The following is a 24,285-nucleotide window of genomic DNA, read 5'->3' on the forward strand; positions in this document are numbered from 1 at the left end:
ATCGTGTTCTTCCGCAAGAGCGGTGTGATCCACAGCTTTGATGTCGGTCTCCACTTCCGGGATGGCGAGTTTCAGGGGTTGCTGGAGCCTGGCCGGTACGCCTTCTTCGACCCGTTTAACCATGAGGAGGTCGAGGTCGTCTCAACAAGGTCCCCGTTCCTCTTTCACGAGAAGCTCGACCTGATCGTCAAGTCGGGCGATCTCAAGGGGCACGCCAAGGTCATCGACCTCGTCGACGACCAGCGCGGGCTCGTCTGGGTCGACCGCCGGTTCGTCCGGATCCTGCCCCCGGGGCAGCACGTCTTCTGGACGGGTCAGCGTGACGTGCGGGTCGAGGTCGTCGACGCCCGGCAGCCTCGCTTCGAGCATCCGGAGCTGAAGGTCATCGCTCGGAGTTCCTCGGCTCGCGATCACCTCGAGGTGGTCTCCGTGGGCCGGAGCTCCTCCGGCGTGCTCTTCCTCGACGGCCGCTACGTGGGGACGCTCGAGCCCGGTACGTACGCCTTCTGGAAGGGGGTGGCCGACGTCCGGGTCGTGACCGTCGACCTGCGCGAGACCACGCTCGACGTCCAGGGGCAGGAGATCATGACCTCCGACAAGGTCACGCTCCGCCTGAACGCCGTCACGACCTTCCGGGTCGCCGACCCGAGGCGTGCGGTCTGTACCTCCGACGAGTTCGGCCAGGCCCTCTACCGCGAGGCCCAGCTCGCGCTCCGCTCGGTGGTCGGCTCGCGAGAGCTCGACACGTTGCTGGCCGATAAGGAGTCGATCGCCCGCGAGGCCGTTGCCCTGCTGAACCCTAGGGCCGAGCAGCTTGGTTTGGAGGTCATCGCCTTCGGCATCCGCGACCTGATCCTGCCGGGGGAGATGAAGGATCTGATGAACAAGGTTACCCGGGCCCGCAAGGCCGCCGAGGCGACCCTGATCATGAGGCGCGAGGAGACGGCCGCCCTCCGCAGCCAGGCCAACACGGCCAAGATCCTGGCCGAGAACCCGACCCTCATGCGGCTCCGGGAACTCGAGGTGATCGAGAAGGTCGCGAAGTCCGGCCAGCTCAACGTCACGTTGAGCGAGAAGGGGCTGGGCGATCGCCTGGTCAACCTGCTCTGAGGGGAGTCCGCGCGAGGATCTCTAACGACGCGACCCGGTCGGCCCGACCGCGAGCCTTGGCTCGGGAAGGACCGACCGGGTCGCTCTCATTCCGGGGGGGGGAATGTCTCCGACGGTCCCTCGCCGATCGGGCGAGGTCGTCGTTGATCGATGCCGCGATCAGAAGCCGCTGGAGCTGATGATCTCGCCGCCGTCGCGGGAGGTCAGGGCGCTGAGGACTTCGACGGAGGTCTGCTCCTTGAGGAAGCGGACGGAGCCGTCGCCCATGCCGACGTTGAAGCCGCCGGGGTGGAACGAGTAGGCGTTGCCGTACCAGTTGCTCACGTTGACGACCGACGATCCGACGAACCAGACGATGTTCGGCGTGCCGCCGCCCGGGACGGGCGTGACGACCACGGGGAAGATCCAGCCCGCGCCGACGTTGCCGGCCCAAGGCTCGATCGAGGTGCCCCAGGGGGTCTGGCCGAAGTAGTTCCAGGGGGGATTGGTCGGGTTCTTGGCCCGGTAGAGGTACCAGTTCTGACGGCCGGCCGACTCATACTGCATGATCGTGTTCGAGAGGCCGTCGGTCGTCGTCACGAACGAGCCGTAGGTGTACATCTCGAGCATGGCCTTGTTTTGGCTCCAGTTCATGGCCGTGCGGAGCGCGGGGTAGTCGGTGGTCGAGTAGCCGCCGGTCGGCGTCTGGCCGGCGTCGGGGTTCGAGGGGCAGGAGAAGGCGGCGACCTTGCTGTAGGACACGGTCGAGTTGACCGGGCTGTTCCAGATCACGCTGAAGTTGTAGGCGTTGCTCAGGTTCGCCTGCTCGAGGAACGGCAGGACCGCCACGTAGGGGCCCGCCGCGCCCGTGACGCTGACGCCCGGCAGGCTGTTGTTGATGTCGTGGTAGTTGTGCATGGCCAGCCCGAGCTGCTTCAGATTGTTCGTGCACTGGATGCGGCGGGCGGCCTCTCGGGCCGACTGCACGGCCGGGAGTAGGAGCGCGATCAACACGGCGATGATCGCGATGACGACGAGGAGCTCGATCAGGGTGAAGGCGCGTCGACGGGGCATTGGGTCCAATACCTTTCGGGCTTGAGATCGTCGACGCCTTGACGCGGGCGCCGAGGCCGATCCCTCGCCTCTTTGTCTTGTTGCGGAGGGGAAAAGGGTGGAATTACGACAAGGGCCGCGAATCCTCGACGGCTCTCCTTCGAGCCATCTCGACACGGCCCGAAATCCAGGCTGTCTTCCAAATCAACGGGGTGAGGCGCGTAAACTCGAAGCGGGAGGGGCGGGGCGATGCATTGGCCTCTTCGAGAAAACCCTCGGTGCCGGGAGGCCAGGGGGAGAGGCCTGGGCGTGCCAAGGGCCGGCGAGGAACCATCGCCCCCTTCGCCAGATCCGGACGTCTTACTTACATTGCCCAGCATCACTCTGCTTCGAATCGAAGTAGGTCAGTCACGCCGATGGGACCAGGATCGGGATCACTCAGATCGCCTCAATCTGAGAGTGAGACTCAGTGTCATTTGGGCTCAGGATAGTCCACGTCTCCTCCTCATGTCAAGACGATGCCTTTTATGATCGTTGCGGAGTATGGATGCGGGCGATGTGGGGGCATTCGAAACGCCAACAGGACCCGGGCTTGGAGCCAGGGTCCTGTCTCGTAAAGATTTGTGTCAAGGCGAGGAGCTACTTACGGCGATTCACTTCGCCGGGGATTCGACCTTCGGCGGGAGGGGCTGCCACTCCAGGACGGCGAAATAGGCGCGGTGGTCGGAGGCGACCGCCTCGTCCAGGACGCGGGCCTCGATGACCTTCCAGGTCTTCGCGGGGCGGGTCAGGATGAAGTCGATCTGCCTGGTGGGTTTGTCGACGGGGAAGGTGGGCTGTTCCTCTGGGCTGACGCGGGTCCAGTCGGCGTCGAATCCGCGCAGGGTTTCGCTCCCGATCCGGTCGTTGAGGTCTCCCGCGAGGAGTGTGGGGCGGTCGGCAGGAGAGGCGGCGATGACCTCGGCGATCTTCTTGACCGAGGCGGGGCGTTCCTGGCTCTGGCCTCGGTAGTCGAGGTGGGTCGTCAGGAAGAGGAGGGGAGTCTTGAAGCCGGGGAAGTCGATCTCCGCCTCGATCACCCCGCGCTGCTCGTTCTTGTAGAAGGACGGCAGCTTGTGGTTGCGCGTCAGCTTGATCGGGTGTTTGGAGAGGATGGCGTTGCCGTAGTCGCCCCCTTGATACGGGATGTTCCAGCCGAAGAAGACGTGCATCCCGGTCAGGCGAGCGAGTTCGGCCGGCTGGTCGACCTTACTGGTGCGTTGCGTGTTTCGGTCGACTTCCTGGAGGGAGACGAGGTCGGGCTCCGTTGCCTTGATGACGCGTGCGAGGCGCTCCAGGTCCACCTTGCCGTCGACGCCTTCGCCGTGGTGGATGTTGTACGAGAGCACTCGCACGCGGATGGGCCCATCCGCCGAGGCCTCAACTGAAGTCGCGACGAACGCAAGGATCAGCAATCCCGACAGCCGGGCCAGACGCGGAGAGGACAGCGCGATCATACAGATTCCTCGGGCACGGGGGACTCGATTGAAGTAGCCCAGGGATTGTACACATGAACTTCGGAGAAATTGAACGGGCTTCCGGCCCTATCCGATCTCGGGCGAACCATCCTCCGACTCGGGCTGCGCCGGAGGCCAGACGAAGCTCAGCTTATCCTAGTCCAGGTCCTCGACGGGCTGGCCGAAGAGCGGGTCATTATCGAGGGCCTGCTCCAGGCACTCGAGGAACGAGAGGGCCACGGTCGGGTTGATCCCCGGCTGAGTGGGGTCGATTCGACTCCTTTGCACGCGGGACCGGCGGTTGGATGACACCTTGAGCTCGACCGCGAGAAAGGTGCCGTCGCCGAGGTCGCAGAACCGGAGCCAGGGTAAGCCCATGAACTTGATCTCGGTTCCGGTGGGATAAGACTGCCCCTTGAGGACTTGGGTCTCTTCGAGGGGGAGGAAGCGTCGGCTCGGGATCGTGCCGTGGGCCGGCAATGTCAGGCCGTTGCAGGTCTTGTAGAAGAGCAGGAAGTCGCCCGAGAACTCGAATATCCTCTCTGTCAGGGCGAGGCAGCGATCGAAGTCCTCCGGACCCAGCGGATCCGCATGCGGGACCTCGCCGATCCTGGCCATGACCTGAGAGTTGGCAGGACTCTCACGCACGGCCCAGCCGAGCTTGGGGCGAAGCGCCAGGGTCTCCGGATCCTGCGTGATCCCGACGAATCCGCCGAGCATCTCCATCGCGACGGTCTTGCGTTTGAGCGGGGAGGTAAGGACGAACGGGGCCATCGACAGGCCGGAAGGGAGGGTGTCGGACGTGACGACCGCGTTCGCGTCGGCCAGCAGCGGATTCCGCTCGGTGAAGTTGCCGGTATAGATGTGCTTGAGATAGGGCACGAGCTTGAGGAGCCATCCGTTGGCGTTGGTGTAACCATAGGCGTCGATTTGCTTGTAGATGTTTTGCCAGAATGACAGGTCGACGTCTCCCGCCGAGGCCCGCACGAACTGGTCGGCGATCTCGCGCACCTGCGGCAGCCACCAGTCGAGCTCGAAGGGGGCGAACTGATCCAACTGATCCCGCAGCCTGAGCCAGTCGTCCGTCGTCCCTTCGAGGGTGACTTCCGGGATGCCGCAGATGCCGACGAGCCGGTACTCGAGATAGGGCTGGAGCATATCGAGCAGGGCGACCTCGCAGGCGATCCGTTCGAGGGGGCCCGTCGTGCTGAAGTCGGGCATGAACGCGTCGAAGCGCATGCGCAGGTGGTCGCGGACGGACCTTGAGAACTGCTGAATGACCTCGTCCCAGGCATTCTCCGGCGACCCTTTGTGGATGTCGTCGCGATAGATCGAGATGCGTAACTTCCTCTCGTGCCCCACCAGGAGATGACGGAACCGCTCGCTGTGGTTCTTGACATGCTGGGCGACCCCCTGGACGACCGTTATCCAGATCATGTCGGGCGAGAGCACCAGGGGGCGATGCTTGCCGAAGGCGATGTGGGCCGCCTCGATCAGCGGGTGGACCCCGACCTTCCTGACGCACTCCGTCGTGTAGTCGCAGCAGGCCTCCAGCGCGGAGCCGATGAGGGCCTTGACCGCGAGCTGGATACTCTGCGTGGGGAGCGGGGCCGTCTCCCGTTCGACGGGATGGATCGCGAACGTCACCCGGTTGGTTTTGGTGGTCATGGTTGAATACTTAATACGTCATAAATCCACGGCCTCTGGCCGTGCGACCCGAAGAGCTTCGAGCGATCCGACGTGCAATGAAATAGGCTCCTCCTTCCAGGAAGGCCCCGAGGGGCAGGAAGGAGGAGCCTATGCACGAATGGCAGAGCCTTTCCCATGTCCGGTGGGAATGCAAGTACCACGTCGTGATCATACCGAAGTACCGCCGCAAAGTCTTCTACGGAAGGCTTCGGCATCAGATCGGCCCGATCCTTCGGGAATTGTGCCGTCAACGCGGGATCGATCTGTTGGAAGGGCACGCGATGCCCGACCACATCCACCTGTGCTTGAGCATACCGCCCAAGTATAGCGTGGCGAACACGATCGGGTTCCTGAAGGGCAAGAGCGCCGTCCGGATCCATCGTGAGCTGTTGAAGGAGCCGCCGGATGACGGGCCTGCATTTCTGGGCGACGGGTTATTGCGTGAGCACGGTGGGCCTTGATGAGGCCCGGGTGCGGCAGTACATCCGCGAGCAGGATGAGCTGGATCGTCGGCAGGGCGAGTTGAACCTGGAGTAACCCCGTAGGCCCCGAGGGGGCCTTCCTGGCCTTACGCCCCCCGCGGGGGCTACCGCATGTACCGGGCTCCGACGGAGCGACTCAAGTCATCGCCCCCAACGGGGGCTTCCTCACGTATCGGGCCCCCTCGGGGGGCCTTCCTGATACCTCGGCCTCCGGCCGAGGAGCCTCATTATTGATGAGTGAGGTAATTTTATCTTAAAAATTATTGTATTATGATTCAACGTAAATGGCGAATCCGGAAAGCCCCACCGATGGGGGATCTCCGGATTCGTTTTCGATGCAAGCGGCCCTTGAGTGACGCCCCTCAGTTCAGACTCACTTGCCCGGGCTCTGGCTCGCCTCCCAGGCCTTGTGCGAGGCCTCCTGGAGCGGGTGCGAGCCGCCGGGCATGGCGTCGGAGTTGACCTGCCAGAAGAAGACGCCGCGGAAACCTTGCTTCATGGACCAGTCGGTCTTGATTGTGACCGACTCAACGTCGTCATAGCCGATGACCGACTTGTGATCGGGGGCCAGGAGCCAGGGGTTCTTGGTCTCGTCGTCCCATGTCCGGGTCCAGCCTTCCTTCTCCAGAAGCTGGTGGAGCTTGCTGTAGTTGCCCTCGGGCATCCGGGTCTTGGGGGCGTCCTTGGTCGAGGCATAAGGCTCCTTCACGCCGAAGCCGCGGCCGTAGAGGGGGATACCCACGGCGAGGCGGCTGGCCGGGATCCCTTGCTCCTCGATCAGGTATTTCATCGAACGCTCGGTGGAGGGGCGGTGGTTCCCGGGCTGCTTCGACGAGGAGAAGAGGGGCGAGTGGTGGCCGGCGTAGTTGGTCCAGTCGCCGGTGAAGTCGTAGGTCATCACGTTGACCCAGTCCATCGTCTCGAGCAGGAAACTCTTGTTGAGCCACTTGAGGGTGCCCGGGTTCGACGACGCGGCCATCGTGATCAGCATGTGCCGCTTCTTCTCGGTGCCGAGCGTGTCGAGATCCTTGCGGAATCGGCGCGTGAGCCGCTCGAAGCCGACGACCTCCTCCTTGGTGTCGGGATACTCCCAGTCGATGTCGACCCCGTCGTAATCCCCCTCCTTGACGATCTCCATCACCGACTTGAGATACCGGTCCTCGGCCTCGGGCTTGGAGACGATCGAGGCGAACTGCTTGTCCCAGCCCCAGCCACCGAGCGAGATCAGGACCTTGACGCCGGCCTTGTGGGCGTTCGAGGTCAGCTTGGTGTTCGGGATGTTGCGCCCCTTGCGGACGTGGCCCTCGGCGTCGGCCGTGAGGAAGGCCTGGCAGAGGTGCGTGTAGAGCTTGTAGTCGAGGTCCTTCGACGGCCCGTAGGCATAGCCCACGAAGACCTTCCCCTCGGGCTTCGCGTCCTCGTCGGCCTTTAGCGTGCCGCCGACGGCCAGCAAGGCGCAGGACAGGGCCGCGAGGAGGGCGGGGGCCGGTCGGATTCGGTGTCGGGTTCGAGTGGGCATCATCGTCGATCCTTGTCGCGGGAGGTCCTGAGGGTAAGATGTGAGCCGTGCGCCCGAGGTCCGTCGCCTTGGCCTTTCGAGAGAGGGGCCGGTGAGCCGACGAGGCCTCGGTGGAGGTGTGGCCTCGGTCCAGGCAGGGGAGACGTTTGAGGGCGAATTCGAGGGAATTCGCCCCGACATTGACCCCGGGCAAGGACTCGCGGACCACTATAGCCGAGCCGTCGGCGGGATCGAACGAAAAAGCCAACCACGCCGACGACGAGAAAAACATAAGGCGAGATTCATGAAACCATCCTACGAACGCTGGGCCGTGCGCGGTCTCGTCCTACTCGCAATGATCTGGACGACGCCCCGGGGGATCGGAGCCGAGGCGAAGCGGCCGAACGTCGTCTTCATCCTGGCGGACGACCTCGGTTTCTCGGACCTCGGCTGCTACGGCGGCGAGATCGAGACGCCCAACGTCGACCGCCTCGCGAAGCAGGGGCTCCGATTCACGCAGTGCTACAACACGGCGCGTTGCTGGCCGTCGCGTGCCGCGTTCCTGACGGGATACTACCCGCAACAGGTGAACCGCGACCCGGCCGCCATCCGCCCCAAGTGGGCGGCGTTGCTACCGCAACTCCTCAAGCCGGCCGGTTATCGCTCGTACCACTCGGGCAAGTGGCACGTCGACGGCCCCGTGCTCGCGGGGGGCTTCGAGCGGTCGTACCACCTCGAGGATCCCGACCGCTTCTTCACGCCCAGGGTCCACAACCTGGACGATGCGAGCCTGCCGCAGCCGAAGCCCGATGACGGGTACTATTCCACGCGCAATATTGCCGAACATGCCCTGACGTGGTTGTCCGAGCATGAGTCAAAGCATCGCGACGACCCCTTCTTCCTCTACGTGGCGTTCACCTCGCCGCACTTCCCGATCCAGGCACTGCCCGAAGACATCGCCAAATACCGAGGCCGCTACAAGGACGGCTGGGATCGGATCCGGCGCGCACGCTGGGAGAAGCAGAAGGCCCTGGGGATCGTCAGCGGGGCCCTCTCCGACCGCGACCCGAAGACGATCCCCGAATGGAACGTCCCCGAGGCCGACCTGAAGAGCAAGATCAGCCCGGGAGAGGCCGCCTACGCCGTCGCCTGGGATGACCTGTCGGACGAGCAGAAGGCCTTCCAGGCCTCCAAGATGGAGGTCCACGCGGCGATGGTGGATCGGATCGACCGCGAGGTCGGCCGGATCGTGGCGAAGCTCGAGGCCTCGCATCAGCTCGAGAACACGATCATCCTCGTCGCGAGCGACAACGGGGCGAGCGCCGAGCAACTCATCCGCGGCGATGGCCACGACCCGGCCGCGTCACCGGGCTCGGCGAAGAGCTTCCTCTGCCTCGGCCCGGGGTGGTCGACGGCCGCGAACACGCCGTTCCGCCTGCATAAGTCGTGGGTCCACGAGGGGGGCATCTCGACCCCCCTGATCGTCCACTGGCCGGCCGGGATCGAGGCGAAGGGGGAGCTTCGCCACACCCCCGCGCATCTCGTCGATTTCATGCCCACCTTCCTGGAACTGGCGGGGGCGTCGGCGCCCACGACCTGGGATGGCGAGGCCAGGTCCCCGCTCTCGGGTCGGAGCCTCGTCCCCGCGTTCGCGAAGGACGTCAACGTCGATCGCGAATTCCTCTACTTCAAGCATGTCGGCAACCGTGGCCTGCGCGTGGGCGACTGGAAGATCGTCGCCCTCAAGGATAGCCCCTGGGAGCTCTACAACCTCGCCGACGACCGCGTGGAGTCGAAGAACCTCGCGGCCAGTCATCCCGACAAGGTGAAGGAACTCGCGGAGATCTGGACGAAGCACGACGCCGAGTATCAGAAGCAAGGGGCAACGGGCAAGCCACTGCCGAAGGGGGCGGCCCGCAAGGGGGCGAGGAAGGCGGCCGGCCAATCCTGATCGACCGCTTGATTTGATTGTGATGAGCAAAAGATGAGGCCCCGGCGACGCTGGCGAGAGTCCCAGCGTCGCCGGGGCTTTCGCATAAATCAGTGGCCGACGGCGTGCTCGGGCATCGGCAGTTCGGCGAGGCTCGGCTCATACTTCGGCTTGTGGATGACGGCCGGCCCGTAGAGTCGCATCAGGAACGTGTGGCGCACGACATACTGGTAGAGCAGGAGCGCGACCGCCGTCGAGAGCCCCGCAGTGCAGAGGCCGTCGAGCACCCAGTGGAGGTGGAGCGGCTTGAACAGGCCGAGGGAAATCGACACGAGGGGCAGGTGGATCACGTAGACCCAGAAGGCGGTATCGGCCAGGTATCGCCCGGTCCGGCTCGGCCGGTTGCAGTAGCGCTCGAAGAGGCCGAGGAAGCCGAGCGCGGTGAACGCCTGACCCAGGCAGTAGGCGACATACGTCCCCACCTTGATCCATCCGTAGTGGGGGGTCGTCGGCTTGGTGAAGTAGGTCGACGAGGCCTGCGTGGCGATGGTGAAGGCGACCGTTCCTATGATGAGGTTCGGGATCCAGGCCTTCGCCAGGTTCGGCAGGCCTTCACGCATGACATAGAGGCACCAGCCGGCCGCGAAGTAGAGGAAGTAGAACCCGAGCTCGGGGTCGTAGCGGATCGCGAAGTCGGGGAAGGGCAGCCCCCCCGCGACGGGCGTCCCCAACGACCAGCCGAAGGGCGCCGGGGCGAGGTAAAGCGCCGGGATGCTGACGACGCCCAGGACCATCGGCATCAGGCCCCGGCGGATGAGCAAGAGACCCGACTGCTCGAACCGCTCCGGCGAGATCCGGGGGGAGAGACGTTCCAGGCCCATCACGACCAGGGGCATGACGGTGACGAAAACGAGCAGATACCAGAGGAACCAGAAGTGGCCGAGCGAGAAGAGCCCCGCGGCATCCCCGATGAGACGCCTGGCGATCGTCGGCGGGGGAGGGGGCATGTCGAATGGTGAGTCGTCACCTCCCCCTGGGGGCTTCGAGGCGGCCTTGGAAGACGCCGGCTCCTGACCCTTGGCTTTGAGATCGACCTCGGATGCCGCGAGAGCCTTGGCCTCGGCCGCAGCCTTGGGCTCCTTCTCTGGCGTGGCGTCTTTCGACGTGATCGCCGGGGCGTCCTTGGCCTTGGCGGGGGAGGCATCCGGCTTGGCCAATGCCTCGGCCAGCTTGGCGTCCTTCTTCGAGGAGGCCGTCATGTCGACGACAAACATGAACGAGATGGCGCTCAGCGGCGAGAGCGTCAGCAGGCCGAAGAGCATGGGGATCCCGATGCGTGACCAGCGCCGCCGGACGAACAGCTTGGCCCCGTATTTCTCAAACATCATCGCGCCGAAGAAGCCCGAGATGAGGAAGAAGAGGGGCATGCGGAAGCTGTGCATCCACTCGAGCGTCCAGCGCCGGGGGAAGCCCGGATTCATCATGACTTGCTTGCCCGAGAAGATGAACCGAAATATCAAGGCATGATACAGGACGCCCAGCAGCATGGCCGCGGCCCGCAGGGAGTCCAGCGCGTGATATCTCGGTCCTGATCCGCTGATGCGATCACTCATGGATTCCATGCCTTGTCGTAAACGATGGCGGGGGGCACCCCCGGACGCACCCGTGCGTCTCGGGATCGCGGCCGGAGTTCGCGGCCCTCGGCCCGAGCCATGGGCTTGATCTGGCGAAGTGCGGCGGAGGCCGCTTCAAGCTGCGGAATCGAATTCTCGTAATTTTACGTGTTTGAATTCGAGATCCATGCCGAGAACGAAACCCTCAAGTCGGACTGATCGCCGCGAGCGAAGGCAGATCCGGCGAGACCTCGGCGACCCATGCTTGAGCGAACTCTTTCATGATGGAACATCGACGCATCGATGGTTGCGGGCCTTGGGGTCGAACGAATCACGGTCAGCTATTCGTGATGTCCTGGGATTTCTTAAGCTCTACCTCGGCGAAACCCCCGAGTTTCGAAATTCCTCGTTTTTCTCCCGTAGGCTTGAGGAGTCCGGCCCTGGACCGGAATTGCGATGGCGCGGGCCTCGGCGATCCAACCCGCGACGAGGCGTGTTATTAGACCGAAGCTGTGATCTCGGGTGTTTCCCTTACATGCTCTCCCTTCTTCGGTTATGACCTTTGATTATGGATTCGATTCGGGGAATCTTGCGTCGATGAGGCAAATGATAATATTCGGAATTCGCCAGATGCCGAATCGTTGAACGAGTGAGATTCCTCCGCCTCAGGCGAGCGCGGCGGATGAGTCTAGCTTCCGGACCGCGCTAAAGACACGAGTGTGGAAGCGAAGTTCGTGAGAATCACCCGGAAAGTCGTCGAAGTGCCCCACGCCGGGTCGGCCTCCGCTTGCGATCGCGAGCGATCGCCACTCAAATCGGACGGATGAGATGCCGACCCGAGGCTTGACTCGACGGTCGGCTCCGGATACTGGTATTACGTTCTTTGAAATTCGTGTTACTGAATCGCCTCGTCGTTGGTCCCGTCGAGGAGTCGGTCTCGGATCCGGTCCGGCCCGTTTCGGAAACCTCATGGAGCGAGCCTCGTCTGGGCGAGGCCAGATCAATGACCCTGAGCATTGCGCGCAAGGAATTCGTGGATCTCGTCCGCGACGGCCGTTTCCGGTGGGCGGCGGCGATCGTCACGCTGCTGCTCGTGGCGGCGATGGCGGTCGGCTGGAGAGGCTGGCGTGAGGTCCGCGCGGAGCACGAGCAGGCCCAGGCCGAGGCCCGCCGGCACTTCGAGGGGCAGGAGGAGAAGAACCCGCACGCGGCGGCCCATTACGGGCTCTACGTCTTCAAGCCCAAGCCGCCGCTGGCCTTCTTCGACTCGGGGGTCGACCCGTACACGGGGGTCTCGGTGCATCTCGAGGCCCACCGGCGCAACGAGGTCAAGAACCGGCCCGCCCGCGACGCCACCGCGCTGCAGCGGTTCGGGGAACTGACGGCGTCGGCCGTGCTCCAACTGCTCATGCCGCTCCTGATCATCTTCCTGGCCTTCCCCGCCATCGCCGGCGAGCGAGAGCAGGGGACCTTGCGGCAGCTCCTGAGCCTCGGCGTCAGGCCGTCGTCGTTGATGCTGGGGAAGGCCCTGGGGCTCTCCGCCGCGCTGGGGCTGATCGTCCTGCCGGCGATCGTACTAGGCGTCGGCCTGCTCGCGTTCAGCGGACCCGAGCCCGGCCATGCCTGGCCCGAGGCCCTGGTGTTGGCGGGGGGATATCTGCTCTACCTCGGTATCTTCCTCGCGGTCTCGCTGCTCGTCTCGGCCCACGCCCGCTCGGCCCGGGGGGCGCTGGTGGTGTTGCTCGGGTTCTGGATCGTCAACGCGATGATCGCCCCGAGGCTCGCGACCGACCTGGCCCGACGCGCCGTCGCCACGCCGTCGTCGGTCGAGTTCGCCTCGGCGATCCAGCGCGACATCAAGGGGGGGATCAACGGGCACGACCCGGAGGACAAGCGGCTCGATCGGCTCAAGCAGGAGCTGTTCGCCAAGCATCAGGTCGAGACGATCGAGGAACTGCCGATCAACTTCCAGGGGGTTGCGCTCCAGGCGGGGGAGGAGTACGGCAACTCCGTCTTCGACCGCCATTACGGGGGACTCTGGGACGCCTTCAACCGGCAGGACAGGGTCCGGAACATCCTCGGCGTCCTCTTCCCGACGCTCGCCATCCGCGACCTCTCGATGGGCCTGGCCGGGACGGACAACCGCCACGCGAGGGACTTCGCCGACTCGGCCGAGTCGTATCGCCGCGAGCTTGTCCGCGAGCTCAACAAGGACCTCGAGGTCAACGGCGCCGACCTCGGTTTCATGTATCAGGCCGGCCCCGACCTCTGGCGCAAGATGCCCGCCTTCGAGTACGAGCCGATGGCCTTGAAGCAGACTCTCGGGCTCCAGGCGATCGCCTGGGCCTCGCTCGCGGCCTGGCTGCTCGGCTCGGTCGTGCTCGTCCGCCGGTCGACCCGGGCCCTCCGGGCTGACTGAGGACCCGGCACTCCCCCGTTATTCCTCGAAACCCAACCCGGACGTTTTCGCGATGCCCTTGTTGACAATGGTCGGACACGAGGCGAGGCAGATGTCGGCCGACCGCACGCTCGCGGCCGTGTTCGCGGTGCTGGCGGTCGTCGTCGGATATGGCGTCTACAACGGCGCCTCCTGGGCCTCGTTCCAGCGCGGGGTCCTGGCGGAGGTCGCTGGCGCCGAGGCGAAGCGGCTCGAGACCTTGAAAGTGCAGGTCGGCTCGGCCGGCGAGGATCGCGGCGTCCCCGCCGATCAGGTCGGCTCGGCGCTCGGGGCTCGCGAGGCCGGGATGCCCCCCGGGCCCCTCTCGGCCCTGGTGATCGGTCAGAGCGACCTGTACCCCTATCACGCCCTGGTCACGACGGCGAGCCGGCAGTCGAACCAGGGGGACGACGAGATCGAGAACCCGACTCACCTGCTCTCGGGCCGGTTCGACCTGGGGTTCGTCATCGTCTCCCTCTTCCCGCTGGTGATCCTCGCGCTGAGCTACAATCTGATCTCGGCCGAGAAGGAGCAGGGGACGCTCGTCCTGATCCTGTCGCAGCCGGTGCGGCTCCGGTCGCTCGTGCTGGCCAAGGTGCTCGCGAGGGGAATCGTCGTGCTCGGGCTCTCGATCGCGATCTCGCTGATCGGTTATGCGGTGACCGGGGGCCGGGCGTCGGGGGACGGCCTGGCACGTCTGGGGCTTTGGATCGCGGTGGTCTCGACTTATGGGGGGTTCTGGTTCGCGCTCGCGGTGGCGATCAATTCGCTCGGCCGGGGGTCGGCGACGAACGCGCTGGCCCTGGCCGGCACCTGGTTGTTGGTGGTCGCCGTGATCCCGGCGCTGGCCAATGTGGTCGTCCGGACCTTGTACCCGGTTCCCTCGCGGGTCGAGTTGGTCCAGTCGATCCGATCGGCCTCGGATCAAGCCCAGGCGACCGAGCCGAAGCTGAACGCGAAGTTCCTGGAGGCGCATCCCGAGCTGGCCAGGGGGCGCGACGAGGCGAATGAGTTCGCCGTGCAATCCCTGGCCGTGCAGGAGGCGACGGAGGCGGGCGTGGCGGAAGTACTCGGCAGGTTCGAGACCCAACTCATGCGGCAGCAGGCCCTCGTCGACCGCTTCCGGTTCGTCTCGCCGGCGATCGCGACGCTGGAGGCCCTCCAGGATGTCGCCGGCACCGGCTCGGCCCGCTACCGTCACTACGTCGAGCAGGTGGAAACCTTCCATGAACGCTGGCGAGACTTCTTCCGGCCCAGGATCCTCAGGAGCGAGCCGATCAGGGCCGAGGACCTCGGCCTGATCCCCGCGTTCACCTTCCGCGAGGAACCCTTCCAGGCGGTCGCGTCCCGGGTCGTCGTCGGCCTGGTGGGGCTGGCCGTGCCGACGGTCTTGGTGGGCCTCCTGGGGCGCCTGGCGATGCGCCGCTACCCGGTCGTCGGTTAGACCCGCGAATCCCCCCCCGAGACATGGGTGGAAACATGGCCGAATGTTACGCCAATAAACCGCATCGCGGCCTGCTCCGCACGGTCGCCCTCCCCGTCCTCCTGGCCTGCGGGGCCGCTCCTGCGGGCACGCCGACGGAGCCGGCGAAGCTGCTCGAGTCGGGGCGCTATCGCGAGGCCCTGGCCTCGCTGGAGAAGGGGGCCTCCGATCCCGCGTCACGCCTGCTGCGAGGCCGCGCTTACCTCGGGCTCGGGCGCTATGCGGAGGCCGAGGCCGACCTCACCGAGCCCGGTCCCGCGCAGGGCGAGCCGGTTCGGCTCGAGGCCCTCTCGCGGGCCGTGGAGGTTCGGGGGGACGTCGATAAGGCCCTGACGCTCATGACCCAGGGGGTGGAGGTGAAGCGGAAGTCGCTCGCCTCGACCGAGTCGATCGACGGCGCGAATGCCCTGGCCGATTACCGGACGGCCTTCGGCGAACTCGCCTTCCGGACCGGCAAGCTCGACGTGGCCAAGGAGCAGTTCCAGAAGGCGATCTCGCTGGTGGGCGAGGCCCACGCCAAGCTCCACGCCCTCGACATTCCCCACGACGAGCGCGACCCCCGGCTCTTCGCCGGTCCCGCCACGGCCGGGCTGGCCCGCGTCTATGGCGCGCAGGGGGATGCCCAACGCGCCGAGCGGAGCTGGCGGAGCGTCAACGCCCGCACCGACGACCCGGCGATCCTCGCGAGCCTGGTCACCTTCTACCGGGCCCGCAACGACGCGAAGACGTCGCGTCGACACCTCGAGCGAGCCCTTAAACTTTCGAAGGGGAAGCCCGCCCAGCGCCGGGTCAGGGCTCTTTTGCTCGCCGAGGATAAGGCGACGCAGAAGGAGGCCCTAGAACTGGCGGAGGCCCTCCACGCGGAGTCTCCCAACCTCGAGGCCTGCGACGCCCTCGCCTGGGTCTTGCACCTCCAGGGCGATCAGGAACGAGCGGCCGAGATCCTCAAGCCCCTGGTCGAGCTGGGCACGAAGGATCCCGAGGTACTCTACCACGCCGGGCTCATCGCCCAGGCCCGGAAGCAGACCGAGGACGCCAGGCGACTGCTCAAGGGGTCACTCGCCCTCAACCCGGCCTTCGACCCCGTCATGTCGCCCGACGCAAAGAAACGCCTCGAACAGCTCCGCCGAGGGGCTCCCTCGACGAACCCTCCATCGGCCCACTGACGCCACAACGCCCTGGCTCCCAACCCGAGGTGATGATGAAGACTCTCCAACGCACGCTGCTCGCCTTCGCCCTGATCGTCGCGTCGTCCCTGCCGGCCTGGTCCCACACCCTCCGGGTGCTGGTGACGCGCCCCGTGCCGCATCAAGGCTTCAAGAACACGGCTTATCTCTCTTATGGACATCTCCTCCCGGTTGACGAGCTGATCCCCGCCGAGGAGGTTGGCGACTACCAGATCCACACTCCCTCCGGCTCGATCAAGCCGCTCGAGAAGTCGGGCAAGTCGATGCACGCGAACGAGGTCGTCTTCGAGGAGCCGGGGCTCTATCAGGTCGCCGTGGTGCGCAAGCCCCTCACATACGTCTCGTACACGGAATCCTCGGGCAAGCTCGGCTTCATGCGGCTGCCGAAGGATAAGGCCAAGCTGCCCGAAGGGGCGAAGCTGAACGCATCGGCCAAGTCCCACCAGTTCTCCAAGGCGGTCGTCCTCAACGAGATCGCCGAAGGCCAGGCGACCCCCGCACTCGGCCACGCGCTGGAGATCGTGATCGAGGAGAAGCCGGGCAAGAACGGCTACTCGGCCGATGCGCCGATCAAGGCCCGCGTGCTCTTCCAGGGCAAGCCGCTCGCGAACACCAAGCTCTCCGCCGCCAGCACGACCCGGAACCCCGACGGCGTCCCAACCGTCTCGGCCGAGACCGACGCCGAGGGCCGCGCCTCGCTGGAACTGATCGAGCCCGGTACCTGGGTCCTTGACGTTTTGCACGTCATCCCGTCGAGCCCGGAAGACCGCCACGCGTTCGACAACGAGCGTTACGTGGCGACCGTCGCGATCCCCGTTTCCGACAAGTGAAAATCCGAGCGAACGACTCGCCTTGACCGACTCCCAGGCTCGGGCCTCGCCTCCGACCCCGAAGGCGAGCCGAGCCCCCTCCGACCCGCCCCTTGCGGAGAGCTTCCTCCCCGATGTTGCAAGCGATCGACCTCACGAAGCGATACGACGACCGCCTCGCCCTGGACCGGCTCAACCTGACCATCGAGCCGGGCGAGATCTTCTGCCTGCTCGGCGCGAACGGGGCCGGCAAGACCACGACGATCAACCTCTTCCTCAACTTCCTCCATCCGACGTCCGGCACCGCGCTCGTCAAAGGGCTGGACGTCACCGAGCACCCCCTGGAGACGAAGCGGTTCCTCGCCTACATCCCCGAGCAGGTGATGCTCTACCGCAATTTCTCGGGGCTCGAGAACCTCGAATACTTCGCTAAGCTGGCGGGCAAGGGGCACTACACGCGTGACGATCTCCGCGCATTCCTCTCGAGGGCGGGGCTCTCTGAGGAGGCCTCCAAGCGTCGGGTCTCGACCTACTCCAAGGGCATGCGGCAGAAGGTCGGCATAGCGATCGCCCTGGCCAAGGAGGCGGAGGCCCTCCTGCTCGACGAGCCGACCTCGGGCCTGGATCCGAAGGCCTCGAACGAGTTCTCGAGACTGATCGAGCAACTCGGGGCCGAGGGGGTCGCCATCCTCATGGCCACCCACGACCTCTTCCGCGCCAAGGAGAGCGGCACGAGGGTCGGGATCATGAAGCACGGCAATCTCGTCGAGACGATGCTGACCGAAGAGATCGGGCACTCGGATCTCGAGCAGTTATATATTCAACATATGAACGACTGAACAGAATTAAGGTGAACAAAGTCTAGACTTGAAGAACATTGAATTCAGAAGCTATGTGCATTTGAAGCTATCGCGTGACCTTGCCTGCCTGAATGTCGCCCCAGGAGGTGTAGGCGGCGATGCGGGGGGCGACGTCGGGGTAGGTTAGCGCCTCGGGGAACGTCGTGTGCTTGAACTTGCTCTGGTGGTGGTGGTCGATCTCCTCGACCTTGCTCATGAGCGGCCCGATCCGCTTGCGGTCGGAATGCGTCAGGCCGACGCTGCCGAGGGCGCCCTTGATGCCGGTGTATCTGCCGAAGACGTAGACGGAGAGGGCATAGTCGCAGCGGTTGGGGAGGTTCAGCAGGGCCTCGCATGTGGGCAAGGTGTGCTCGAGGCGTTCGCCGGGGTTGAGCCAGTGGTGGGCGGAGGCGGAGTCGAGGGCGATGCAGCGGATCCGGAGGTCGCGACGGCCGTTGCTGAGCTGGAGCGAGGGCTCGCGGAGGAACGGGCGGATCTCGGCGCCGGAGAGAAGGTGGGTCGTGCTCAGCACGATCCGGCCCCCGTCGCTCTGCCCCATGAGGCAGATGCGTGACTGCGGCGGGGCGGCCTGGAGCACCCTGGCCAGATGGTAGCCGGCGATCCGCGCCCGCCGGGCCTTCTCGTTGAGGTCCACCACGAAGTCGCGATCGATGCGCTCGCTGGGCCAGTCGAAGATCACGAACAGGGAGTCGGGCGCGAACCCACCGATCGCCTCGAGCTTCGCGCGGATCTCGATCGCTTCCTTCGTCGACTCGCGGTAGGTGTAGGCGTTCCCGTGGACCAGGATAACCGTGGGCCGGCCCGCCATGCGCTCGAGCAGGGCCTCGGGGTCGGTGCCATGGAGCGGGCCGCCGGATTCGTCGAGGCGCCCGACCGCCAGGTTTGGCCAGGGATTCGACCCCGCCGCCTCCTCGCAGGCCCGCGTGTGGACGACCCAGGTCTCGACCCCGGAGCCGGGCGAGATGAGTTCCGGGTCGAAGTGCTCCCGGGGGGAGTCGACCTTGATGATCCCGGAGAGGTCGGGACCCTTCCCGCGAGCAGGGCGCTCGGCCGCCGTCTTGGAGGTTCGGCTTACGAAGGGGCCGAAACAGCCGGGGACGCACAATGTCGATGAGGCAATCAGGGCGACCGCAGGCCAACGCGAACGTCGGTGCGTGGCGGGGGTCTCTCCGGAGGGATCCATAGGGGGAAGTCTCGAGCCTGGTCCGCACCCTCGTGGTCAGACGTCGGCTCTTTCATCGGATTGTGACCGAGGCCCCATGCGGAAAAAGGCCGGCGATTGCGGCGAGCCCCGCGCGGTTCTGAGGATCGGTCTCCAACGACCGGACGCATGGCCCAATCCCAACTTGATCGCCGCGGCGATTGTACCGCGCGGAGGGGCTCAGCCGGCCTGGCCGGCGGGGGTCTTCTCCTGGCAGTAGGCCTTGAGGATCGTCATGACGAGGCCGGGGAAGCGGCCTTCGAGCTCCTTGATCCGGAGCCGGCTCAGCAGCTCGACCCCCTTGCGCTCGCTCGTGATGAGCCCGGCCTCGCGGAGGATCTGGAAGTGCTGCGAGCAGGTGGATTTGGGCATCGCGACGTTCATCTTGTTCATCGTCGAGATGCAGCTCTCAGCCGCCTCCGCGCGCAGCATCTCGCTCACGATGGCGAGGCGGACCGGGTCCGCCAGGGCGTGGAGGATCCCCGAGACGGTGACGCTTTCAATGCTGGGATGGAAGAGCGGTCTGGATGCCATGTTGATGACGGAAAGGGAGCGTGAAACCCTGATCCTCGTCGGGGACCGCCCGCGATCTCTTGCGGGTGCGACGTGAAACGGACTCTGGCCGAGGAGGAGTGGACCCGGCTCCCCCTTTACATCTCATCATAACGGAAAACCCCTCCCTTTTCACGGGGTTTTCGACGGCCCTCGCCCGCATGCCCGTTACAACCGGATGACGAGAACTTTGTATAGTTCCCTTGTTCTTGAATTGTGAACTACCTAAGATTCCGCCGAGCGGGGCGGCAAGCCCCACACTCTTCGGGAAGATTTCGAGTCGCGGAGATTCACCTCCGCGAGACGACTGCGGCGAGGTCGCAGGGACGGCTCCTTCGCGACGAAGCGTGGCGGACCGGGGAGGCCAGACGCCCCTGAGTGGCGAGTTGGCCGATAGCAGGCTCCCGGCGTCCTCGACTCCCCGGGGCTCGACGACGCCGGCGCGATCGGGATCAGGGCCCGGCGGCCGGCTCCTTCGGAAAATCAGAGAGGGCGACGGTGATGGGTGCCGCTCGACGTCGAGAGCGGCGACGACCCTCCCTCGCAGGATGTAGCAACTGAGGTTCGGGTTCTTTCATGAGGCAGGTGTCGATCATGTCCAGGCTCTTCGACCCGTTGGTCCTCGGCGACTTGCAGCTTCCCAACCGCGTGATCATGGCGCCGCTGACCCGCTGCCGGTCGAGCGCAGGCCGGGTGCCTAACGCCCTGATGGCCGAGTATTACGCCCAGCGCTCCTCGGCCGGCCTGATCCTCTCGGAGGCGACCTCCGTGTCTCCGATGGGGGTCGGCTATCCCGACACGCCCGGCATCTGGTCGCAGGCGCAGGTCGAGGGCTGGAAGAAGGTGACGGGGGCCGTCCACGCCGCGAACGGCCGGATCTATCTGCAACTCTGGCACGTCGGCCGGATCTCCGACCCCCACTACCTCGAAGGCCAGCAGCCGGTGGCCCCGAGCGCGATCGCGCCCGACGGCCACCCGAGCCTCCTGCGGCCCCAGCGCCCGTTCGTCGTCCCCCGCGCCCTGATGCTCGACGAACTCCCCGAGGTGATCGAGGCCTATCGCCTCGGCGCCGAGAACGCCAAGGCGGCCGGCTTCGACGGCGTCGAGATCCATGGCGCCAACGGCTACCTGCTCGACCAGTTCCTCCAGGACAGCACGAACCATCGCGACGACGCCTACGGCGGCCCGATCGAGAACCGGGCCCGGCTCATGCTCGAGGTGACCGACGCCGTCGTCTCCGTCTGGGGACCCCAGCGCGTCGGCATGCACCTGGCGCCCCGGGCCGACGCCCACTGGATGGGGGATTCCGACCTGGCCTCGACCTTCACCTACGTGGCCAGGGAACTCGGCAAGCGCAAGATCGCCTTCATCTGTGCCCGCGAGGCGCTGGGCGCGGATCGGCTCGGGCCGAGGCTGAAGGCGGCCTTCGGCGGCGTCTACATCGCCAACGAGAAGTTCACCAGGGAGACCGCCGAGGCGGCCATCGAGGCCGGCGAGGCCGACGCCGTGGCATTCGGCAAGCTCTTCATCGCCAACCCGGACTTGCCGCGCCGGCTCGCCCTCGACGCCCCCCTGAACGAGCCGAACCCGGAGACTTTCTACTCGCCGACCGGGCCGGTAGGCTACACCGATTACCCCTTCCTGTCGTCGACGGTCCAGAGCGCCTGACGGGCTCGACGCCGGGATGTAGATACGGGCATCAACGCAATTGAGGATTCATCGCGATGGAATATCGACAGCTCGGCGGATCAGGGTTCATGGTTCCGGTCCTGAGCCTGGGGACCGGCACATTCGGAGGCGGCAATGACTTCTTCAAGGCCTGGGGGGCGAGCGATGTCGCCGAGGCCTCGCGCCTGGTGGACATCTGCCTCGAGGCCGGCCTCACGATGTTCGACTCGGCCGACGTCTACTCGGCGGGCATGGCCGAGGAGATCCTGGGCCAGGCCATCAAGGGGAGGCGCGACCAGGTCCTGATCTCGACCAAGGGGACCTTCCGCTTCGGCCCCGGCGCCAACAACCTGGGATCGTCGCGTCATCACTTGATCAAGACGGTCGATGACAGCCTCAAGCGGCTCGGCACCGACTACATCGACCTGTACCAGCTCCACGGCTTCGACGCGATCACCCCGATCGAGGAGGCGGTGGGGACGCTCGACGACCTGGTGCGGGCCGGCAAGATCCGCTACATCGGTTGCTCGAACTTCTCGGGCTGGCATCTGATGAAGTCCCTGGCCGTCTCCGAGAAATACGGCCTGGCCCGCTACGTCGCCCACCAGGCGTATTACTCCCTCGTCGGCCGCGACTACGAATGGGAGCTGATGCCTTTGGGCCTCGACCAGAAGGTCGGCGCCGTGGTCTGGAGCCCGCTCGGCTGGGGCCGTCTCACCGGCAAGATCCGCCGCGGCCAGCCTCTGCCTGAAGTCAGCCGCCTCCAGAACAAGATGGTCACCGACATCGGCCCGCAGGTCGACCAGGAGTACCTCTACGACGTCGTCGACGCCCTCGACGATGTGGCCAAGGAGACGGGCAAGACAGTTCCGCAGGTCGCCCTGAACTGGCTCCTCCAGCGCCCGACGGTCTCCACCATCGTCATCGGCGCCCGCAACGAGGAGCAACTCCGCCAGAACCTCGGCGCCGTCGGCTGGAACCTGACCGCCGAGCAAGTCGCCAAGCTCGACGCCGCCAGCGCCCGCCCCGCCCCCTATCCCTACTGGCACCAGTACGGCTTCAAGGAGCGGAACCCCCATCCGGTCCTCTGAGCCTTGAACTCGCCTCCCCCGTAGTTGAGTCAAACCTCGCCTGCTCCCGATCCGATGAGCCGCCCACGACGGCGTATCGGGTTCGGGAGCATTCTCCATTCAGGGTTGCCCCTCTCCATAACATGATCCTACTCAACATTCAGAGCTCTCCCCGCGGTGCGAAGTCCGCGTCCATCGCCGTGACCGATGCCTTCCTGGAGGCTTACCGGGCATCGCACCCCGATGCGACGATCGACACGCTCAACGTCTGGGAAGAGAACCTGCCGGAATTCGATGCCGAAGCGATCGGCGCGAAATACAAGGGCATCAATAAGGAGCCGATGGACCCGGCCGAGGCCGCCGTCTGGGAGAAAATCCAGAGGCTGGCGGCCCGCTTCCAGCAGGCTGATCGCATCGTGCTCGGCGTGCCCTTGTGGAACTTCGCCTACCCGTACAAGCTCAAGCAGTTGATCGACCTGGCCAGCCAGCGCAATATGCTCTTCACCTTCGACGGCAAGGCCTACGGCCCTCTCTTGACAACACCTCGCGCCTTTGTCGTCTATGCCCGAGGCGGGACCTACGCGGAGAACACCCCGACGGCCGCTTCCCTCTTTGACCATCAGAAGGCCTACATCGAATTCTGGCTGAAGTTCGTCGGGGTTCAGGAGGTTCGTTCGCTGGTGGTGGAAGGTACTTCGTGGCCGGCGAAGGAGAAGCGGGAAGAGAATCTCGCGTGTGGCCAGGAGGAGGCGAGAAAGATGGCGGCGGAATTCTAACTTATCCAGCAGGAGGAGCGGGATTACGACCTCTGGAGGCTCACGTCCCCTCCTTCGCCGTCATGATAAGCCAGACGAGGCTCGAAGATGTTTATAGGTAAGGTCATCAACCCGTTTACCCAGGAGCCAATGTTCGATTGGTCCGGGTTGGATGCCCTCGTGCCGCAGGACGAGGGCATTTCGCTCGTGGCGACGACTACGCCGAAGGTATCGAGGTTGGGTGGCGACCCCGAGTTTGTCGCCGAGTGGCCTCAAGGGGAGGGTGGCCCGCTGCCATTCCTTGGCCAGTTTGATTTCGGCGAACTCTCGGCCGCATCAGGCAAGCACTGGCCCAGGGACTTCCCGAGGGAAGGCGTGCTCTCGATCTTCTACAACGAAGATGATTTGGCTTCAAGTCTTCCCGCTTCGGATCGCAGGCATTGGGCGATCCTCTTCGATGAGGGCCGAACTCGTCGCGTCGCCTCCCATGGTCCCGACAAGGCTCGGTATCAATCTATGTGGGTCAGGGCAACGACCCGACCCCCACGCAAAGCCCAAATGCACCGGATCGGCGGAATGCCCGATCGGATTCAATACTTCAATTCCTTCGCGTGCGGCCATTTCGAATCGGGCGAGTATTTGCGATACCCCGAGACCGTCGAAGCGCTGAAGGAAGCTGGAGTCGCCGAGGACGTTTTCGTTCGCGACTATACCGAGATCGTCAGGGCAGGGCACCAACTCGACGAGGCAGGCATCGCGCCATCGCGTTTCGCACAGGGACTGAAGTACTGGAGCCTATTGCTCCAAATCGATCACGACCCGCGAATCGGCCTTTCTTTGGCCGATGCGGGGCGACTCTTCATCTTCGGAGATCGGAACACACTGCGGCCCGGGTCGCAGCCGTCGGCCTGGCTCGAACTCGAATATCACTGATGGCGGGCGTTGAGTCCGCCAGAGGCAGATCGAGCCGCCCCAGGATTAGACTTCCATGGGCGACGCAGTCGTCGCGGTCGTCGCCGGCGTGGGCTGCAGGGCACCCTCGCGGAGGAGGCCGTCCCAGCGGCAGGCGAGGCAGCGGTAGCGTCGGCTCGCGACCAGCATGCCGACGAAGCGTTCCCAACTGCGGCGCGAGACACGCTTCAAGGAGGAGTCGTTGCCGCACTTCGGGCAGTGGTGGCCGGGGGTCAGCAAGGATCGCAGGGGCGAGAGGGCACCGGCGAGCGTGACCACGAGGGAGAGGCCCAGGCCGATCGTCAGCAGTGGTAGGAGCATGAGTTGAACATCCTTGTTCCGTGAGGGCTCCGGTCGACGCTCGAGGGTGAGCGTACCTCCGGCGAGTCCTGGATCCGACCCGGACGCGAATACTTTAGGCTCGGGTCATCCGGGGATAAAGTCGAATCCGCCCGATTTCTC

19 protein-coding genes and 1 pseudogene are annotated in these 24,285 nt (G+C 65.3%); 12 read left to right on the top strand and 8 right to left on the bottom strand.

All coding sequences use genetic code 11. From position 1 onward, the window contains the following. The first annotated feature begins 3 nt into the window (after window positions 1–3). A complete protein-coding gene (locus ACOYYX_RS02080) occupies window positions 4–1,110 on the top strand; it encodes a slipin family protein (protein ID WP_422928276.1) in 1,107 nt (368 codons plus the stop codon). Between the two features lie 159 nt (window positions 1,111–1,269). Here ACOYYX_RS02080 and ACOYYX_RS02085 read toward each other — a convergent pair whose 3' ends face one another. The 3 genes from ACOYYX_RS02085 to ACOYYX_RS02095 all read right to left on the bottom strand — a co-directional run bounded on the left by ACOYYX_RS02085 (window position 1,270) and on the right by ACOYYX_RS02095 (window position 5,306). Then, window positions 1,270–2,163 carry a DUF1559 domain-containing protein gene (locus tag ACOYYX_RS02085; protein WP_422928277.1) on the bottom strand — a complete coding sequence of 298 codons (894 nt, stop codon included), beginning with the start codon at window positions 2,161–2,163 and terminating at the stop codon, window positions 1,270–1,272. Between the two features lie 632 nt (window positions 2,164–2,795). Then, window positions 2,796–3,638: an endonuclease/exonuclease/phosphatase family protein gene (locus ACOYYX_RS02090; protein WP_422928278.1), complete on the bottom strand. Its 843-nt coding sequence runs from the start codon at window positions 3,636–3,638 to the stop codon at window positions 2,796–2,798. A gap of 156 nt (window positions 3,639–3,794) precedes the next feature. Next, entirely contained in the window at window positions 3,795–5,306 is a 1,512-nt protein-coding gene (locus tag ACOYYX_RS02095) for a DUF4419 domain-containing protein (protein ID WP_422928279.1), read from the bottom strand. 131 nt (window positions 5,307–5,437) lie between these two features. Between ACOYYX_RS02095 and tnpA the strand changes: the two are divergent. Further along, window positions 5,438–5,864 (top strand): annotated as a pseudogene (tnpA, locus tag ACOYYX_RS02100) (IS200/IS605 family transposase). 318 nt (window positions 5,865–6,182) lie between these two features. Here the strand turns inward: tnpA and ACOYYX_RS02105 are convergent. After that, window positions 6,183–7,328, bottom strand: a complete 1,146-nt coding sequence (locus ACOYYX_RS02105) for a glycoside hydrolase family 18 protein (protein WP_422928280.1) — start codon at window positions 7,326–7,328, stop codon at window positions 6,183–6,185. A gap of 283 nt (window positions 7,329–7,611) precedes the next feature. Here ACOYYX_RS02105 and ACOYYX_RS02110 point away from each other — a divergent pair, with 283 nt between their 5' ends. Next, complete coding sequence (locus tag ACOYYX_RS02110) at window positions 7,612–9,258, top strand: arylsulfatase (RefSeq protein ID WP_422928281.1); 1,647 nt, start codon at window positions 7,612–7,614, stop codon at window positions 9,256–9,258. Between the two features lie 89 nt (window positions 9,259–9,347). On the opposite strand, the gene ACOYYX_RS02115 is transcribed toward ACOYYX_RS02110, so the two are convergent. Next, window positions 9,348–10,850, bottom strand: coding sequence for an acyltransferase family protein (locus ACOYYX_RS02115; protein ID WP_422928282.1), 1,503 nt, complete (start codon window positions 10,848–10,850; stop codon window positions 9,348–9,350). A 1,003-nt stretch (window positions 10,851–11,853) separates the two neighbouring features. Between ACOYYX_RS02115 and ACOYYX_RS02120 the strand changes: the two genes are divergently transcribed. The 5 genes from ACOYYX_RS02120 (at window position 11,854) to ACOYYX_RS02140 (ending at window position 17,605) form a co-directional block, all read left to right on the top strand. Then, complete coding sequence (locus ACOYYX_RS02120; RefSeq protein ID WP_422928283.1) at window positions 11,854–13,269, top strand: ABC transporter permease; 1,416 nt, start codon at window positions 11,854–11,856, stop codon at window positions 13,267–13,269. Window positions 13,270–13,321: 52 nt separating this feature from the next. After that, window positions 13,322–14,731, top strand: a complete 1,410-nt coding sequence (locus tag ACOYYX_RS02125; RefSeq protein WP_422928284.1) for an ABC transporter permease — start codon at window positions 13,322–13,324, stop codon at window positions 14,729–14,731. A 35-nt stretch (window positions 14,732–14,766) separates the two neighbouring features. After that, window positions 14,767–15,936, top strand: a complete 1,170-nt coding sequence (locus ACOYYX_RS02130) for a tetratricopeptide repeat protein (protein ID WP_422928285.1) — start codon at window positions 14,767–14,769, stop codon at window positions 15,934–15,936. A gap of 35 nt (window positions 15,937–15,971) precedes the next feature. Beyond that, complete coding sequence (locus tag ACOYYX_RS02135) at window positions 15,972–16,787, top strand: DUF4198 domain-containing protein (protein WP_422928286.1); 816 nt, start codon at window positions 15,972–15,974, stop codon at window positions 16,785–16,787. A 113-nt stretch (window positions 16,788–16,900) separates the two neighbouring features. Beyond that, on the top strand, window positions 16,901–17,605 hold the full coding sequence (locus ACOYYX_RS02140; RefSeq protein WP_422928287.1) for an ABC transporter ATP-binding protein: 705 nt from the start codon (window positions 16,901–16,903) through the stop codon (window positions 17,603–17,605). 67 nt (window positions 17,606–17,672) lie between these two features. Here ACOYYX_RS02140 and ACOYYX_RS02145 read toward each other — a convergent pair whose 3' ends face one another. Further along, entirely contained in the window at window positions 17,673–18,809 is a 1,137-nt protein-coding gene (locus ACOYYX_RS02145; RefSeq protein WP_422928288.1) for an alpha/beta hydrolase, read from the bottom strand. 198 nt (window positions 18,810–19,007) lie between these two features. Then, on the bottom strand, window positions 19,008–19,361 hold the full coding sequence (locus tag ACOYYX_RS02150) for an ArsR/SmtB family transcription factor (protein ID WP_422928289.1): 354 nt from the start codon (window positions 19,359–19,361) through the stop codon (window positions 19,008–19,010). A gap of 612 nt (window positions 19,362–19,973) precedes the next feature. Here ACOYYX_RS02150 and ACOYYX_RS02155 point away from each other — a divergent pair. The 4 genes from ACOYYX_RS02155 (at window position 19,974) to ACOYYX_RS02170 (ending at window position 23,805) form a co-directional block, all read left to right on the top strand. Then, window positions 19,974–21,047, top strand: a complete 1,074-nt coding sequence (locus ACOYYX_RS02155) for an alkene reductase (RefSeq protein WP_422928290.1) — start codon at window positions 19,974–19,976, stop codon at window positions 21,045–21,047. 56 nt (window positions 21,048–21,103) lie between these two features. Then, the gene (locus ACOYYX_RS02160) at window positions 21,104–22,138 is read left to right on the top strand and encodes an aldo/keto reductase (RefSeq protein WP_422928291.1); all 1,035 of its coding nucleotides are present in this window, start codon (window positions 21,104–21,106) and stop codon (window positions 22,136–22,138) included. A 122-nt stretch (window positions 22,139–22,260) separates the two neighbouring features. Next, entirely contained in the window at window positions 22,261–22,893 is a 633-nt protein-coding gene (locus ACOYYX_RS02165) for an FMN-dependent NADH-azoreductase (RefSeq protein WP_422928292.1), read from the top strand. 129 nt (window positions 22,894–23,022) lie between these two features. Beyond that, window positions 23,023–23,805 (top strand): DUF1963 domain-containing protein, encoded by a 783-nt coding sequence (locus ACOYYX_RS02170; RefSeq protein ID WP_422931580.1) that lies wholly within the window; start codon window positions 23,023–23,025, stop codon window positions 23,803–23,805. 45 nt (window positions 23,806–23,850) lie between these two features. On the opposite strand, the gene ACOYYX_RS02175 is transcribed toward ACOYYX_RS02170, so the two are convergent. Further along, complete coding sequence (locus ACOYYX_RS02175) at window positions 23,851–24,144, bottom strand: hypothetical protein (RefSeq protein WP_422928293.1); 294 nt, start codon at window positions 24,142–24,144, stop codon at window positions 23,851–23,853. Between the last annotated feature and the right edge of the window lie 141 nt (window positions 24,145–24,285).

Source organism: Singulisphaera chitinilytica (genome assembly GCF_049331405.1).
In the GTDB taxonomy this organism is placed as follows: Bacteria; Planctomycetota; Planctomycetia; order Isosphaerales; family Isosphaeraceae; genus PoT.